The following is a 16,716-nucleotide window of genomic DNA, read 5'->3' as shown; positions in this document are numbered from 1 at the left end:
CACCACGCGCAAGTTCCCCGTGCATGTGGATAATAACTTATCCAATTTCACATCGATTTCTATTGAGCCCTCTGATGGATTAGTTTGTGCTGGGGATATGGTCACTATTACACCTAGGCTGATTGTTCGAAATAATAGAGGCATCAAATATAAGTATGTTTGGATGAGAAACAATTGGACTGAATGGGGTGTTATAGATTCGGGAGAAGGAGTCTCCTCGTTAGATTGGATCGTTTCGCGAACGGGCGATATTTCAATTTATGTTGATGTAATTGATACTATAACTGGCCAAACGCTAACATGCAAAAAAGACTGCTTTTTCACTCCTGAAGACTGGACTTATGATGGTATGTCAGTTTCCAATACACTTATCAGGCCTGGCGATGAGGTTTCCATTACATCGGAGTGCGCAGGGGATACTCGTTTCCTGAACTATAAATATGTTTGGAGTAGGAACAACTGGTCAAATTGGGGCATTGCGCAGAATGGTTCTGATGCTTCCCTATCTTGGACTCCTGATAAACCCGGTGAGTATGATATTTATTGTGATGTGAGCGGCTCTGACGGTAAAGTTACTACTCGCAGGATTCATGTCGGTGTTTGGGACTATTCGAGAATTACAGCTATATCTACAGATGGAGATAACTCATGGGGCGTTCGCGCGGATATGGGAACTCTTGATGCGGAGAAATCCGGTCATTTTGAATTTAAATTTGTCTGGACGAAACCGGATTGGAGTCAATGGGGCGTCCTGAGGGCGAAATCAACTACTAATGATGCCTACTTTAACCCTTCCGATTTGGGCTTGAGTTCGGGCTATTATGTTTTGTACTGTGATGTGACCTATCCTGACGGATCGGTTCATTCCAAGTCTACGCAGGTCTATTACAATCCAATCGGAAGTTCGACCGTTCTTGGGGTTAGTAGAATCAGCCTGCTTACATGGCTTACTTCGCATCAGTATGATTCTTATTATCTGGGCACGCGTTATTCCGGCGGCTTCTCATATGACACATGTCTTTACCCCAACGGAAGTCCAAGATGGGACGGCTATACGGGTATGAACTGCACTGGATTTGTTGCTCATGCTTATGCTGCTGTTGGTGGGGATGTTTCAGCGATAGGCAGGAATAACGCACATTCGCCATGGGCCGGCGGGCCTGGTGGGGGAGGCTATATTAATGCCTGGCGTTGGTATGGATATGCTTGTGACTCTGGTTGCAAAATGTATGAGTTTAGAACTGTTCGAGATATGCTGAATAGCGGCTATGCGCAGAAAGGCGATATTATCTTCTTCAAGACGAATGGGGCAATTGATTGTCATAGAGGTTTTTTCTGGGGTGATACTCCTTATGAGAATAAGATGTGGCACCAGATTCTTCCGGGCAATTTAATTGGTCCCTGCTTTAACAATGCAAATAAAAGTGAATACAACCAGAGCGTTGTTTTGATTAAGTAACCTAAGTAATCGATTTTCTTGGAGCCTCAGTTGAACGAAAACCATATTCCAAAGGTGATTCATTATATTTGGTTCGGAAATAACGATTTGCCTGAAGAGGCAGTCGCGTGCATCGAGTCCTGGAAGAAGTTTTGCCCAGATTATGAGATAAAGCGTTGGGACGAATCGAACTTTGATTTATCTTCTAACAATTATGTTAAACAGGCATATGAAGCTAAGAAATGGGCGTTTGTCAGTGATTATGCCCGTCTATGGATTCTCGTTAATGAGGGCGGTATCTATATGGATACCGACGTTGAGGTCCTTAAGTCTCTCGATCCTTTTTTGACCAACCGTGCTTTTTCAGGTTTCGAATCGGACGCTTCTGTGCCAACTGGAATTATGGCTTGTGAAAAAGGATTCCCGTTATTCCGGAAGCTATTGAATGATTACGATGTGCGTTCTTTTATTAAAAGCGATGGATCATACGACCTAACGACAAATGTTGTAGTGATTACAAAAGCTTGTAAGGCCCTCGGACTAAAGCTTGATAATACAATGCAGACAGTTGATGGATTCACGCTGTACCCAAGCGATTGGTTTTGTCCCAAGAGTCATGAATCTGGTGATATTCATCTTACTGAAAATTCTGTTACCATACACCATTTTAACGGGTCTTGGATCGATGAGGTTGAGCGGGGTTTGCTCAAAGAAAGGCGTCGTTTCCTCACCCGTCATTCTTGGGTCAACCCAATGCTGGCTGGATTAATAGTACGGCTCCAGTATGGATTTAAAACAAATGACTTCAGGCCGTTGACTTCAGCATTGAAAGCCTTTTTTGCAAACCGGAATTAATTTGAATGGTCTTAGAATAGAGTCTAATCAATGATTAGACTCTATTCATGTATTTCTTAAACAATGGTTCTAATACTGCGGCAAATGGTATTGCCGGAGAAATGGCGCCAACGGACTTTGCTTTTTTAAATGAAAAAAGGATGCTGTCTCCGGCAATCTTCGACCATATTAGATAAAGAATGGTCTCCTTGAATCTCTGCATGAGTGTGTTACTGTATTCTATGCATTGTTTTTTATATACGGCATAGCTTCGTGGATTATTTAACAATAAGCGTTTATAGTTGGCTGTATAACCGTCTGTTAAGTATTCCCCTTTGCATATTTCCCGGTTGCATAGCAGGTGGCAATACTCGTGGTCAATTTGATCAAACTGAAATACTTCAGGAATGAAGCTCTCTCCTTCGGCTATAAAAAAGGGATGTGATCTGATAACGCTCGTTAACGTTGCAATGCAAGTCTCCCCTTTATAACCATATTGGCTGTAGAGGGATGATAGCTTCGCAGTGGTGTTACTGGGAAATTGATTGTTACGAGCGGACCTGGGCGTAGCAATTCCAATGGCATCACCTGCATTTTTCCACGCCGTTAATATGAAGTGGACCGCATCATGCGTGAGGTAATCGTCGGAATCAACACACATGAACAGTTCTGAAGTGCATTTTTCTGCAGCTAAATTGCAGGCTCGTTGTTTTCCGCCATTCGCTACCTTTATATATTCGATTTCGATAGCTGATTCCTTTGCAAATGAATCAAATAAGCTCTGTGTTCCATCCGTCGAGCCATCATCGACTACAAGCCAATAAAAACGAGAGTCAGTTTGTTTTTTCAAGCTTTCGTACAATCGCTTCAAGGTATGTTCTCTATTATATGTAGGTGTAAAAATACAAAGCTGTTTCACTTCTATGCCTCTTTGTTAATTCAGATTTACGTATCTCAAATATGAGTTTGAAAGGTTCCCGTGTGAAGATTGAATCCAGTAGAAAAGCAGGCGTAATTATATCTTATGCCTATTCAATTGTTCAGATTCTTGTTCAGTTGCTATATGTTCCCATCTTATTAAGGGGTATCGGCCAAGCAGAATACGGTCTATACCAATTTGTTGGCTCAATTATGGCTTATCTTACGGTAATCAATACCGTTCTTGCTTCGAGCGTGACTAAGTTTTATAGCAAGGCATATCTTCAGGACGATTCTGAATTGATGGAAAACACTCTTGCAATTGCGAAAAGACTGTTTTGGATTATCTCCTTCGTTGCGGTTGTTGTAATACTATTTGTGGGGATAATTGTCGTCTATTCATACTCGAATTCGTTTAGCACGGCTCAGCTCTACGAAATGTCATTAATGTTTGTTGTTTTGGCCGCAGATATGGTTGTGGTTATGAATAACATCATTAGTATTGCGGTTATCACCGCTCATGAGAATTTTGTTTTTCTGCGTCTGTCTCAATTGATTACTGCAATTCTTCAGCCCCTGCTCGTGGTCGTGTTCATGCGGCTCTGGCCCTCCGCGTTGCTGGTTACTTGCATGACTTTTCTTACAAATCTTCTCTGTGCTCTAATCCAGCGCATATTCGTATCTAATGTTTTGAAGGCAAAGTTCACTTTTCACGGGATGGATTGGAAGCTCGCTAAGGAGATGCTGCTGTTTTCTTCGGCGGTAATATTGGTTGCCTTTTCCGATCAAGTTTTCTGGAAATCAGGTCAACTAATTCTAGGATATTTTTATGGTGCCGACTTAATTGCTGTATTTGCGATAGGTGCACAAATTTACTCTGTTTACATGGTTTTAGGAACATCTATATCTACTGTATTTCTTCCAAAGGTTACTGATATTGTGCTTCATTCGGTTGATTCTGCCGCTGATCTTTCTCGGCTTTTCATCAAAGTTGGAAGAATTTCCTTTTATGTTGCATTTCTTGTTCTCAGCGGTTTTGCGATTTTTGGTCAGGATTTTATTACCCTCTGGGCGGGGCACGAGTTTGCTGATGCTTATTGGGTTGCCATGATAGTTATGGTGCCATTTACAGTTGATATCATTCAAAATTTGGGTCTTACAATTATGCAGGTCAAGGATGTATACCAATTTCGAGGCTACATGAATGCTGCAATTGCTGTAATTAACGTATTTATTTCTATATTTCTATGCAGGTTGTTCGGGGTAACAGGTTCAGCCATATCAACAGCTGTTTCAATTGCCATAGGAAATGGCCTTATTATGAACTTGTATTATGCAAGAAAGTTAGATATGGACATTCTTCAGTTTTGGAAGAATATTCTATCAATTTTAGTCCCTCTTCTAATTACCTCTTTTGGGTTTAATGCTATTTGGACCTATTTTGATTGGCATGGTTGGTCAGCACTGGTTACTGGAGGATTGATCTATTCACTTCTTTATGCGGTGGCTTCTATTAATTTTTGCTTTGATGCCTATGAGAGAGAGTTTGCTAGAAGATTTGTGGGCCCACTTATTCGTAATATTTAGTTTTTCTAAGCGCTAAGGATTATTTCGTGAATTCATTTACTGTGAATCCGATCAAGACGGTCAAACAGATTCGTTGGATCGGGGCACTGTTACAGTTTGATTTGGGTGTCATTGCTATTGATCGAGTTAGACAGGGGAAATAAATGATACGTAAAAAAAAGGTTCTGCTAGTTTTTGGAACGCGCCCCGAGGCGATCAAGATGTGCCCACTTGTTAATGAGCTTAAGCGTCGTTTCGACAAATTTGACACTACCGTCGTTGTTACGGGGCAGCATCGTGAGATGCTTGATCAGGTCCTGCGCGTTTTCAATGTCAAGCCGGATTATGACCTTGCTATTATGAGGCCGGGGCAGACTCTGTTTGATGTGACAAGTGATGTCTTATTGAGACTTAAGGCTATTCTTGAGAATGAAAAACCTGATGTCGTGCTTGTTCACGGAGATACTTCTACTAGTTTTGCTGCCGCGCTTGCTTGTTTCTACTTGCAGATTCCTATCGGACATGTAGAAGCTGGTCTTCGTACGCATGATATCTATAGTCCTTGGCCTGAGGAATTTAATCGACAGGCAGTTGACATCATAAGTGAATATTACTTTGCGCCTACGGAGAAGAGTAAGCAGAATCTGATTGATGAAGGGAAGTCGACGCAAAAGATTTGGGTCACAGGTAATACTGGTATTGATGCCCTGAGAACGACTGTCTGCGGTACATATTCCCATCCCGAACTAGATTGGGCGAATGGATCTCGTCTAATACTAATTACCGCACACCGTCGTGAGAATCTGGGCGAACCCATGCATAGGATGTTTCGCGCAATACGTCGTGTGATGGAAGAGCATCCAGATACTAAGGCAATCTATCCGATTCATATGAATCCTCTTGTGCGTAAGGCCGCACACGAAGAGCTCGATGGTTTTGAAAGACTCCATATTATTGATCCGCTTGAAGTGCTTGATTTTCATAACTTCATGGCGGCAAGTTATCTTATCCTTACCGATTCTGGCGGTATTCAGGAAGAAGCGCCTGGTCTTGGCAAGCCCGTTCTTGTCATGCGAGACACCACTGAGCGTCCTGAGGGCATAGAGGCCGGAACTTTAAAACTTGTTGGAACAAAGGAAGATGTCATCTATCGCGAGTTTAGTCGCCTGCTTTCTGATGAAACAGAATATGCGGCAATGAGCAATGCGTCTAACCCCTACGGTGATGGTCATGCGAGTGAGTATATTGCGAATGTGCTGGAAAATCGTTGATTAATTATGAAATGATTTCGAGTAATCGTTTGATGTGGGCTGGTTCAAAGTGATATGTGTTGAATAATGCAGATTCCATGATTAAGAACATCATCGTCACGGGCGGCTGCGGCTTCATCGGCAGCAACTTCGTGCACTACGTCGTGAACAACCACCCGGGCGTCCACGTCACCGTCCTGGACAAGCTGACCTACGCCGGCAACCCCGAGAACATCGCCGGTCTGCCCGCCGACCGCGTGGAGCTCGTCGTGGGCGACATCTGCGACGCGGAGCTGCTGGACCGCATCGTCCCGGGCCACGACGCCATCGTGCACTACGCCGCCGAGAGCCACAACGACAACTCCATCGCCGACCCGGAGCCCTTCCTGCGCACCAACGTGGAGGGCACCTTCCGCCTGCTGGATGCCGTGAGGAAGTACGGCATCCGCTACCACCACGTCTCCACCGACGAGGTCTACGGCGACCTGGCGCTCGACGACCCGGCGAAGTTCACCGAGGAGACGCCGTATCACCCGAGCAGCCCGTACTCGAGCACCAAGGCGAGCTCCGACATGCTCGTGCGCGCCTGGGCCCGCACCTACGGCCTGCGCACCACGATCTCCAACTGCTCCAACAACTACGGCCCCTACCAGCACGTGGAGAAGTTCATCCCCAGGCAGATCACCAACGTCGTCGACGGCGTCCGCCCCAAGCTCTACGGCCGCGGCGAGAACGTCCGCGACTGGATCCACACCGAGGACCACTCCTCGGCCGTCTGGGACATCCTCACGAAGGGCCGCATGGGGGAGACCTACCTCATCGGCGCCAATGGCGAGAAGGACAACATCACCGTCCTGCGCATGATCCTCGAGGCCATGGGGCGCGACCCCGAGGACTTCGACTGGGTCGCCGACCGCCCCGGCCACGATCGCCGCTACGCCATCGACAGCACGAAGCTCCGGCGCGAGCTCGGCTGGAGGCCGGCCCACACCGACTTCGCGGAGGGCCTCAAGGCCACCATCGAGTGGTACGTCGCCAACGAGTCCTGGTGGCGCCCGGCCAAGGAGGCCACCGAGGCCCGCTACAGGGCACAGGGGCAGTAGCGGGCCTTAAAGAATCATGGCTTTGATGGTGGAGGGCAGCGGGGGATTAAATAGCCGCCTGTTGCCCTTAATTACTGTTGGCAGATGGCGTGTCTAGGACATTCGTGCATAGATTCCAGGCAGTCTGACTCCATGTGAATCGCGAACATACTAGATCGTGAACATTTTGAGAGTGCTCAAAAAGTAAATCTGGGTTTTCGAAATATACTAGGACAGCTTTTTGAATAGAGTCGATTGCGCAGTCTTGCAAAACTGTACCGAAATTGCTTTCAGGGATGATATCGGATGCGCCTGCGCAATTACTAACCACGATTGCGCATTTTTGAGCTGCGGCTTCAAGAAGAACGGTTGGCATGCCCTCTGGATATTCGCTAGGCATTAGAAAACAGCTAGCATAGCGTAGCAAGGATGACATATCAGATTCATTTAATCTTCCGACAAAATGGATTCTTCCATTTTGCGCGTTGGAGACCGCTGTATTTAATGGGCCACTGCCCGCAATGATCAAATGAATGTTTTTGTCATGAATGCCGTCAATTGCTTCTATTGCCTTCATAACGCCCTTTTCCTCAATCAGGCGACCGGCATATGCGACGACAAATGCGTCAGGAGATATACTAAGTTCAGAATTCCAGTTTCTTTTTGATGCAGATGAGCAATATGCGGCAGCATCAATCGAGTTGGGTATTACGGAATGGGGTGAAAACCCCAAGCTTTTTATCCACTGTAAACTTCGATTCGAAACTGCACATGCAACCGGTTTGCTTCTTGAAATGATTTTTGTTGACAGTCCTTCATACAATCGCATGAGATAACCCATTGGACTTTTTTCTGTGGACAAGTATCCGGAGCTATGGTCAATCAAAACCGGCCGTATGTGCTTCTTTACAGCAATCCTGCATGCAAGGAGACAGATTGGATAATAGCGGGTGTTGATAATGATGTCGCTAATGGACAGTTCCATTATCTGATTAAAAATCCTGTACGTGCTTGGTATAGGTTTGATAACAGGAAATCTGTCATTCATTAGAGACAACGAGGGCACCTCGATTAAAGTGATGCCGTTGTCACTAGTGATTCCGTAACTCCGCTCAGAATTTGAAGAAGTGAGTATAACAACTTCGTTGCCAAGCTCAGTTAATTTTTTGCCGAGATTTTCAGTGTACCTCTCTACTCCTCCCATGTGAGGGGAGTAGTATGCGCTGACAATTAATATTCGTCGCATAGTTATCCTTTGTGTTAAGTGGCTGGTGCTATTAGGGGAATTACAGCTTAGAAATAATGTAGTATGCAGGCCAGTCAAGGTGTAACTTCTGCAATCCCAGCATCACCCCTACACCTAGGCGAATTTTAAATGTCTGGCCTTTTGGTTTTAGAATTCCTATGTGAGGATTTTTTAGATAGTTCGGGAAATTCTCTCGTGCATGTGAAAATACAAAATCATACTTTGCTTTCATTAGCTTTGGTCCGCAACCCCTATTAAAAACAACCAAGGCATTGATCATGTTTGCTAAATAGGTGTATTCAATAACATCGAATCTGCTTTTCGGAAGTTTTGAGAGATCGTGGCTCTGAAGGAAAAGATCAAACATTTCCGCCATGATTTGCTCATGATTTTTTTTATAGTTCATTGAACCGGTGATGGATTGGCGATTGAAATAGTAATAATAGCCCTCGTATGGAATGATTTTCACTTTTGCGTTGCGGTAAAAGGCGCAGAGGCTAAAGTAGATATCCTCACCGCAAGGGACACCGGTAAAGCCCAGTTTGTTTTCTTCGATAAAGGACTTTTTAAAGAGTTTTGCGCATGCAATTGCATAAGTTGTCGTACTCCATACGCTGTTTGATATGCGATGCCTTTTCAGCTTGCCATCAATATCCCTTATGAAACCTCCTGCGATGATGTCGTAGTCGCCATCTTCGGCTGCTTGAAGATAAGTTTCGATATAATCGGGAGCGACATAGTCGTCGCTATCTACAAAGAAGATATATTCACTACAAACATGCTTGAGGGCTCTTTCCCTTGTTCGTCCAAGACCTAAATTGCACTCATTATTTAGAACTCGAATTCTTGAGGGGTATTTCTCTTGGTATTCCGAGAGAATGAGATCGCTATTATCGGGACTGCAGTCATTGACACAGAGAATTTCATAATTAGAGACGGTTTGGTTAATGAGACTGTCGAGACAGCGACTGAGGTACTTTTCAACGTTATAGACTGGGACGATAACTGTCGCTTTCATTTGAATTCCTTGTCTCAACGGTAAAGGATGATTGGTGTATGAGCAGGGGCCTGCCCGTTTGTTTCTTATCGTATATGCCAATGCGATATGAGTGAATATATAATAAGCGTATGGTTCAGCTACTCATAAGATATATTGAATGGTTGTTTAGGTTCTACTGATTTACCACGAGAGAATGGTGCTCGATTGTCGTCTAAATCGAATGTCCTTGTTGCAATTCCTGCATATAACGAAGAGGAGTGCATTGAAGGCACGGTGAATGAGCTCCGCTCGATTGCGCCAGAGTTTGACTTCATTATTATCAATGACGGCTCCCAGGATCGAACAGGCGAGATTTGTGATTCATTGGACTGCAAGGTCATTACCATGCCTATCAATTGCGGCCTTACAGTTGGCTTTCAAACTGCTGCTCGCTATGCTGTCGATCATGGTTATGACTATATGATTCAGTTTGATGCCGACGGGCAACATCGCCCAGAGTATCTGACTGCGCTTGTTGAGAAGGCGGAAAATACCGGTTCTGACATCGTTATCGGCTCGAGATTTCTGACTGTTCGCAAAGACAAATCGATGCGCATGGTAGGTTCGCGTATGATTACCGTGTTGATCAAGATGCTCACAGGTCGTCGTGTTAGTGATCCAACATCTGGTTTCAGGCTGTTTAGCCTTCCCGTGCTTAAAAGATACTATTTCGATAACAGTCTCAATCCCGAGCCCGAATCAATTGCTTTGTTTTTAAGGCAAGGTTACTCGGTCTCTGAAGTTCAGGTTTCAATGCGTGAACGCCAAGGTGGCGAGAGCTACTTAAATCCAATTCGATCGGCTCAATATATGGTTAGAGTATTTGCGACTCTTCTTATTGTTCAGTGGTTTAGGTGATTCATTATGTCTATGACGCTGCGCGTGTTGCTCATCATTTTTGCTGCCTTTGTTTTCAATTTCGTACTTCGTAAGCTCAAGAAATCGCAGATGCAGGTCCTCGATTCTCTGTTTTGGTTAATGTTTAGCCTGAGCTTTGTTTTACTCGGCGTTTTTCCCGAAATCGCATTATTTATTTCTTCTGAGCTTGGTTTTATGTCGGCATCAAATTTTGTTTTTCTTTACGTAATTGCTGTCCTTGTGATGAGAGATTTTTCCAACTCGCTTCGCATCTCAAAACAAGAGGAACGTATTAATGGCTTAGCGCAGTCCATTGCCCTTGGAAAATCTGAAGAATAATTGTGTACGTGCCCTTGTGCGTTAATAATTTCTTTGTGTGAACTGCTTCTTGTTACTTACGAATGGAAAGTCGTTGCTTTTTTAAATCGTTATTGATTGCTGCTTTTCTATCGGTAAGAGTTGCTCTTTCTATATTTTGATTGGGATTATCTATGTACGGTTGGTTTTTATTTTTCTGTAATGCAATTGCGTTCCTTTGCATTCTTTATCTTCCCGGAATGCTGCTCGCCGGCGCAATTCGCTCAAAGATCGACCTTCTTCAGATTGCCATTGCCCCTGCATTAAGCTTTGCCCTTTTCTCGGTGACGGGGTTAGCACTCTCTATTGCGGGTTTCTCTATCGATTCTCTTTTCTTCTTTATCATTAACCTTGCCATTTGTCTTTGTTTATTTGTAATTTCTCAGTTTTTTTCAAGGCAGTTTAACAATTCCATCTCAAAGCAGGACCTAGATTTTATCGCGCTGTATGTCTTTGTCGCATCAGTCCTAACCTTTCTTTTCTTTGTCAAGAATATGGACAGTGCTTTTAGCTTTGACCAAGCGCATGATAATGTTACCCACCTAAATCTGATTCACTATTTCATGGTCTCTGGGGACTATACGCAGTTTGCAAATATCTATACACTACTTCCAAATGGCGTGGCATCTTGTACTGGCATTATTGGTTCCGGAGCCTTTTATCCTTCCGGTTGGCATATCCTTGCTGCCGTTGCCGGTGGATTAACTTCAAAAAGTTCAGCTATCGCTGAGACTTCTTCGTTCGTCGCCTTGATGTCTGTGTGCTTTCCCATGTGTATCTTGGCTTTCATGCGAACTCTTTACTCCGATGATGACTCAGTTGTGCGCCTGGGATCGTTGTTTACCCTTGCCTTTTCTGCTTTTCCCTGGAAATTGGTTACATGCAATGGACCTCTCTTCCCATATGTTATCTCATGCTTTTTCGTTCCGGCATTGGCTTCTGCGCTAATAACTTGGTTGGCCTCATTCGGTAGCGCTAAAAGCGATACTCCCATTGCCTTCTTGATGTGTTTAGGGATTCTTGGGGTTGCATTTGTTCATCCCTCAGCAGTCTTTACCTTCGGTGTGTTTATCTGTCCTTTTATTGCATCCTATTTATATTGTGCAGCTTCAAAATATCCGGACAAAAAAAGAAACTGCATCATGTGCTTCTTTTGTTTAGGCGTCGCTGTCATATGGGTCTTCATGTATAAGCTGCCTTTTATGCAGGGCACTGTTGGCTTCTGGTGGTCCAGCGAGGGCACATTATTCCAAGCTTTTGTAAATTGCTTTGATTTCTCTTTTTCTTCCGGAGGTATGGCTCAGCTTCTTATTCCTCCGCTCTTTATCGTAGGGATTCTATATTCCTTTAGAGAAAACCGAAACAGATGGCTATGTGCGTCGTTTATCATCGGTGCAATTATCATTGTTATTACTAAAGGTACCGATTGGCCGCTAAAGTCGGTGTTGTCAGGATTTTGGTATACAGATGGTAATCGCGTCGCGGCTATTTGCGTGCTGGCATCGATGCCCTTGACAGTTTTAGGTTGTCATCGAATACTCTCATTCCTCTGTGACCGAATTGAACGCTGCTATTGTTTTGAGTATTGGTCCGCCGGAACCATCACTACTTTTCTACTTTTAATTGCATCGATAATGATCTATGCGCCTAATTATGACATATACGGTCATTTTGATATCACTACCGCTTTTGGCAATACGTCGGCTGCACAGGTCGATAAATATACGCTTACCGCTCCTAATTTTTATTCGGGTGAAGAACAGGATTTTGTTAATGAAGTAAAGAAGGTGGTTAATTCAGAGGACGTTATTCTCAATAATCCAGAGGATGGTAGTTTCTTTGCAAATTCGGTTTCCGACTTAAATGTCTACTATCGCACGACCCATGTTGGTGAAAAAAATAATGACACCAGGGACAGTCAATTAGTGCGCACTAAGCTGAATCAAGTCTCAGTGAATTCTGAAGTTAGACAGGCGGTCCAAAAAACGAACGCAAAGTATGTTTTGATATTGGGGCAAGGTGGCCGAAGGAATAAGGATCATCCTTACTATTTGTACTACAAAGAGAAGCTCTGGCGTGGAATCAATAGGATTAGGGATGACACTCCCGGTTTTACGGTAGTTCTTTCGAAGGGTGATAATCGTCTGTATCGGATAGACGATATTTACTAGAGATTTTTGGTTGGTTATTAGATGAAATTTAAGCTCATTAATTTAGTATTCAGTGATTCTGATGTGATGTCTCAATATCCGTCGCTATGCTACAGGGCGCTTGAGGGGCATGCGGTCCCAGCTTCCAATAGCTCTGTAGATATATTGACACCTGCAAATATTGACTTTACGACGTACTTTAATTCCCTTTCTATTTCTAAGTGGCGGAAGTACACAATTGCAAAAAGGTTTTATCTTCATTTTGAATATCGTGGTTCTGCTTGTGCTCTTCAGCAAACTTACGCCAATAGCTACAGCTGGATTCCCTCTTTAGTAGACTGCCCGGTCGTTGAGTTGCGCTCAACTGCTGAGTGGGAGTCCTTTGATCTGGAACTCACTCCAATTGATGGGGAGACGCTTCATTCATTTCGAATCAGTACGACTGGTCCCGTCGAACTTCGCAAGGCATATTATTATTGCGTCTGCGATCAGCATGATATTCGCCCAGTTGAGCTTGCGCTTGCGAGCACTACATTCAAAAAAGAGGATTACATCCTTCGTAACCTTTCGCTTTTACAGAAATACGTGATTGATTCTGACGAACCGATTTCGAAGCATTTTCATGTACATGTTATTGATAACGGTCGATCTTTAGATTGTGCCAGCCTTAATTCTCCGCAGGTCACAATTCATCCTAATCCTAATGTTGGTGGTTCCGGTGGATTTGCTCGTGGCATGATTGAAGCAATAGAGCAGTCTCCGAAAGCTACCCATGTTCTCTTGATGGACGATGATGTCGAGGTTCTTCCCGAGAGCTTCATTCGATCTTTCAATCTGCTTTCTCTTCTTAAAGAAGAATACGTTGATGCCTTTTTATCGGGCGCTATGATGAGTCTGGAAGAACCCAATTTGCGTACCGAGGATTTGGGGTTCTTTACTGCTAAAGGAACTTTTTCTCCCCTTAAGCCCGAAGGTTATATGACCTCTCTTCATGATGTTGTTGAAACCGAGATTTATAAGGCACCAACTAGCCTTTATGAGGACACCGTCCAACAGTATGCTGGCTGGTGGTATTGCGTTATACCTACCGCAACGATTGAACGTGAGGGGTTGCCCTTGCCCTTATTTGTTCGTTCTGATGATGCTGAGTATGCTCTTCGTTGTAAACCCAAGTTCATGTCCATGAATGGTATTTGCGTTTGGCATAATTCCTTTAAGTTTAAGTATAGTGCTGCCGTGGAGCGTTATCAGGTAAGCCGAAATACGCTAATCAGTCAGGCGACAACTGGCGCTGCGCCTCTCTCGGATTTTCTTTATGAGATTCGTCGTGAAGTTGAGCTTGACTTGAAGAAATTTAATTACGATGAAGCTGCTCTTGCCGTAAAAGGTCTTGAAGATTTTTTGAGAGGTCCGGAGTGGATTTCTCATCCTGTCGCTGAATCCCGCTTTATGGCGGCAAATCGTGAAAGGGAACAATTGATTCCCATCGAGCAGCTCATCCCTCAGGCACTAGAATTGGGTGTCGACTTGACGCAACTGACTTCTGGCAATTTGAGTCTTGGGGGGGACAGGTCTAGGCTGCAGGCACTTAAGGATTATCTGACCATTAATGGCCACCGTTTTGTTAACGACTTCGCCAAACGTAACGGTAGAGTTGCTGTTATTGATGCTGCGGGATGGGTTTATCCCGCCGGTAAAATCAGGGATGTTGACACGCTTATTGTGGTAGATATGCCTAACAAAAAGGGCGCCATTAGACATATGGATAAGAAGCGATTCAAAGAGGTTTGGACTCGTTTTCGTAAAGCCGAGAAGGAATTCAAGCGTAATAAAGATAAAATTTATGCTGAATACGCTTCGTATAGAGATGTCTTTACTTCGATTGATTTCTGGAAACAGTATTTGAAAGAGGCGTCGGAGTAGTCTTTATGTGAGTGGGTTTCAAAGCGGGGCCCACTCATTCTTTTGTATCATATGAGAAAATAGCTTTCGTACACTGTCTGTCGTTGGGATGGTTAAGCCATGGTTTGGGATATTTTATCTGATCCTGATGTTCGCTCCGCGATGAACAAGCTTGTCGACGAATGTAATGAGCAGCTATAACGGCTTTGATTAAGGTATCTAAAATGCAGTTTAAACTTGCGAATGTTGTACTTAAAGTTGAAAAGCATGCAATAGATTTTCCCGAACTCTACTATCGCGTGCTCTCCGGTGATGCCTTATATGATGACGACATTCATTCACTTCATGTCAATGGACACGTTGACTTTCTGACGTATGTGAATGGCTTATCTGCTGGCAAATGGCACCAATATGCGTCTGTTGACAGCGTCGTCTTGCATTTGGCTTTATTTGGCAGAGGCCGGGTTGTCGTTCATGGGGTGAGATCTGGCGAGCTGAATCCTGTTGAGCTTAAATCGAATCCTTTTGTTGGCGATCGAGTTGATCCTTGCGTTCTCGATATTGATATTGATACAGTCGGCTACGACTTAATCGGTTTTAGGATTGAGAGTGATGGGGGCAATTCCGTAGACCTTTTGAACGCCTCTTATCTGACTGATGTTCCTGAGGACTCAATTAATCCGATCAATCTTGCTCTTTCTACCACCACGTTTAAGAATGAACAGTACATTCTCCCTAATATCGAGCTCGTTAAATCTGGCATTTCTAACGAGGACGGTCCAATCCACGACCACTTCCACATGTTTGTCGTCGACAATGGCCAGACGCTCGATTCTGCATCACTTTCCGATGATCTGGTCACCGTGCTTCCGAACCCCAACACGGGCGGTTCGGGAGGATTCGCGCGTGGAATGATGGCGGCTACTGAAACTCCTGATCAGTACACTCACATCATTTTGATGGATGACGATGTCTCTATTATGCCCGAGAGTTTGATCCGCACGTTCAATCTCCTCTCTCTTGCTAAAGGCAAGTATAAGGATGCCTTTATTAACGGTGCCATGCTCTCAATGGAGGACCCTACTCGTCAGTTCGAGGATGTCTCGTATGTGGCGACCACTGGTGCCTATCGTCGTGTAAAAGAAGATCTGAATGTTGGTGGGTTGTCCGATATTCTCAAAAACGAGCGCACGTGTGTTGAGATTGACCAGGCTTATGGAGCCTGGTGGTATAGCTGCATTCCGGTGAAGGCTATCGAAAAGAATGGCCTTCCCATGCCCTTCTTCATCCGCTGCGACGACGTTGAGTTTGGCATGCGCAATAAGCCTGTCTACATGACCATGAATTGCATTTGCGTGTGGCATGCAAGCTTTGAGGGCCGCTTCCGCGCTTCGGTTGATTGCTACCAGTACTTCCGCAACTTCTTTGCCATGATTGCTCTCGATGATTGTGCTGATGAGAAAATGTTTGTCCTTCGTATTCAGCGAGGGGTACGTCAGAACTTGCGCGATATGGACTATCAGGCTGCCGAGTTTATTCTCGATGGCTTTGAAGATTATCTGCGTGGCCCTGAGTATCTTCAGAAGCTTGATGGCGCCGCGACGATGATCGGTAAGGGTAAGTTAAACGAAAAACTGATTCCTGTTTCCCAAATGGATCCTAAGCTTCTTCGCAAGGCCGGGGTTACGGAGCAAGTTCTCGCTAATGTTAATCTGGAATTCCATCCTTCAAAGTTTATGAAGTACTGGAGATCCATTCCTTACGACAAACACTATCTTCCCGATGCGCTGTTGCGCGGAAAGCCCGGCTATGTGGTCAAGAACGGCAGCTGTACGCTTGAGGGCAACTCGACGCGTTGCAAGACGCTGGTCTTTCTTGATCCGACCCGTGAGAAGGGGTCGGTTCGCACGATGGATCGAGCGCGGTTCAAGAGCATTCGCCGCCGAGAGCACGAACTGATGGCGCGATACCGTAAAGAAGGTAAGAGCGTCAGGGGGGCATGGAAAGATGCCATGCCGTACATGACTTCACGAGAGTTCTGGGAAAAGTATTTAGGTCTTAAATAAGAAGAGGTCC

General features: G+C 44.6%; 13 protein-coding genes. 10 read left to right on the top strand and 3 right to left on the bottom strand.

Annotated features, from left to right (window positions below):
- Together SFLMC1_RS08375 and SFLMC1_RS08370 are read left to right on the top strand one after the other, a co-directional pair.
- Positions 1-1,459: hypothetical protein (locus SFLMC1_RS08375; protein ID WP_222838058.1), on the top strand; the 1,459-nt coding region annotated here is incomplete at its 5' end.
- A gap of 30 nt (positions 1,460-1,489) precedes the next feature.
- The gene (locus SFLMC1_RS08370; protein WP_187323918.1) at positions 1,490-2,293 is read left to right on the top strand and encodes a glycosyltransferase family 32 protein; all 804 of its coding nucleotides are present in this window, start codon (positions 1,490-1,492) and stop codon (positions 2,291-2,293) included.
- A 34-nt stretch (positions 2,294-2,327) separates the two neighbouring features.
- Here the strand turns inward: SFLMC1_RS08370 and SFLMC1_RS08365 are convergent, their stop codons facing one another.
- Positions 2,328-3,191: a glycosyltransferase family 2 protein gene (locus SFLMC1_RS08365; protein ID WP_187323917.1), complete on the bottom strand. Its 864-nt coding sequence runs from the start codon at positions 3,189-3,191 to the stop codon at positions 2,328-2,330.
- A 62-nt stretch (positions 3,192-3,253) separates the two neighbouring features.
- On the opposite strand from SFLMC1_RS08365, the gene SFLMC1_RS08360 reads away from it, so the two are divergent.
- The 3 genes from SFLMC1_RS08360 to rfbB all read left to right on the top strand — a co-directional run bounded on the left by SFLMC1_RS08360 (position 3,254) and on the right by rfbB (position 7,109).
- Positions 3,254-4,777 (top strand): oligosaccharide flippase family protein, encoded by a 1,524-nt coding sequence (locus SFLMC1_RS08360; protein WP_187323916.1) that lies wholly within the window; start codon positions 3,254-3,256, stop codon positions 4,775-4,777.
- Positions 4,778-4,920: 143 nt separating this feature from the next.
- Complete coding sequence (wecB, locus tag SFLMC1_RS08355) at positions 4,921-6,027, top strand: non-hydrolyzing UDP-N-acetylglucosamine 2-epimerase (RefSeq protein WP_152074555.1); 1,107 nt, start codon at positions 4,921-4,923, stop codon at positions 6,025-6,027.
- A gap of 77 nt (positions 6,028-6,104) precedes the next feature.
- On the top strand, positions 6,105-7,109 hold the full coding sequence (rfbB, locus tag SFLMC1_RS08350; protein ID WP_152074556.1) for a dTDP-glucose 4,6-dehydratase: 1,005 nt from the start codon (positions 6,105-6,107) through the stop codon (positions 7,107-7,109).
- 67 nt (positions 7,110-7,176) lie between these two features.
- Here the strand turns inward: rfbB and SFLMC1_RS08345 are convergent, their stop codons facing one another.
- Together SFLMC1_RS08345 and SFLMC1_RS08340 are read right to left on the bottom strand one after the other, a co-directional pair.
- Entirely contained in the window at positions 7,177-8,334 is a 1,158-nt protein-coding gene (locus SFLMC1_RS08345) for a glycosyltransferase family 4 protein (protein WP_152074557.1), read from the bottom strand.
- Positions 8,335-8,374: 40 nt separating this feature from the next.
- Complete coding sequence (locus SFLMC1_RS08340; RefSeq protein WP_152074558.1) at positions 8,375-9,352, bottom strand: glycosyltransferase family 2 protein; 978 nt, start codon at positions 9,350-9,352, stop codon at positions 8,375-8,377.
- A gap of 186 nt (positions 9,353-9,538) precedes the next feature.
- Between SFLMC1_RS08340 and SFLMC1_RS08335 the strand changes: the two genes are divergently transcribed.
- The 5 genes from SFLMC1_RS08335 (at position 9,539) to SFLMC1_RS08315 (ending at position 16,706) form a co-directional block, all read left to right on the top strand.
- Positions 9,539-10,231, top strand: coding sequence for a glycosyltransferase family 2 protein (locus SFLMC1_RS08335; protein WP_152074559.1), 693 nt, complete (start codon positions 9,539-9,541; stop codon positions 10,229-10,231).
- A gap of 6 nt (positions 10,232-10,237) precedes the next feature.
- Complete coding sequence (locus tag SFLMC1_RS08330) at positions 10,238-10,570, top strand: DUF2304 domain-containing protein (protein WP_152074560.1); 333 nt, start codon at positions 10,238-10,240, stop codon at positions 10,568-10,570.
- Between the two features lie 152 nt (positions 10,571-10,722).
- Positions 10,723-12,759 carry a DUF6541 family protein gene (locus tag SFLMC1_RS08325; RefSeq protein ID WP_152074561.1) on the top strand — a complete coding sequence of 679 codons (2,037 nt, stop codon included), beginning with the start codon at positions 10,723-10,725 and terminating at the stop codon, positions 12,757-12,759.
- Between the two features lie 21 nt (positions 12,760-12,780).
- The gene (locus SFLMC1_RS08320) at positions 12,781-14,661 is read left to right on the top strand and encodes a glycosyltransferase (RefSeq protein ID WP_152074562.1); all 1,881 of its coding nucleotides are present in this window, start codon (positions 12,781-12,783) and stop codon (positions 14,659-14,661) included.
- Positions 14,662-14,864: 203 nt separating this feature from the next.
- Entirely contained in the window at positions 14,865-16,706 is a 1,842-nt protein-coding gene (locus SFLMC1_RS08315) for a glycosyltransferase (RefSeq protein ID WP_152074563.1), read from the top strand.
- Positions 16,707-16,716 lie beyond the last annotated feature (10 nt).

Origin of the sequence: Collinsella aerofaciens (assembly GCF_901212495.1) — a bacterium.
Classification (GTDB): Bacteria; Actinomycetota; Coriobacteriia; order Coriobacteriales; family Coriobacteriaceae; genus Collinsella; species Collinsella aerofaciens_H.
Note: the sequence above shows the minus strand (reverse complement) of the source record. Positions and strands in the feature narration are given on the sequence as shown.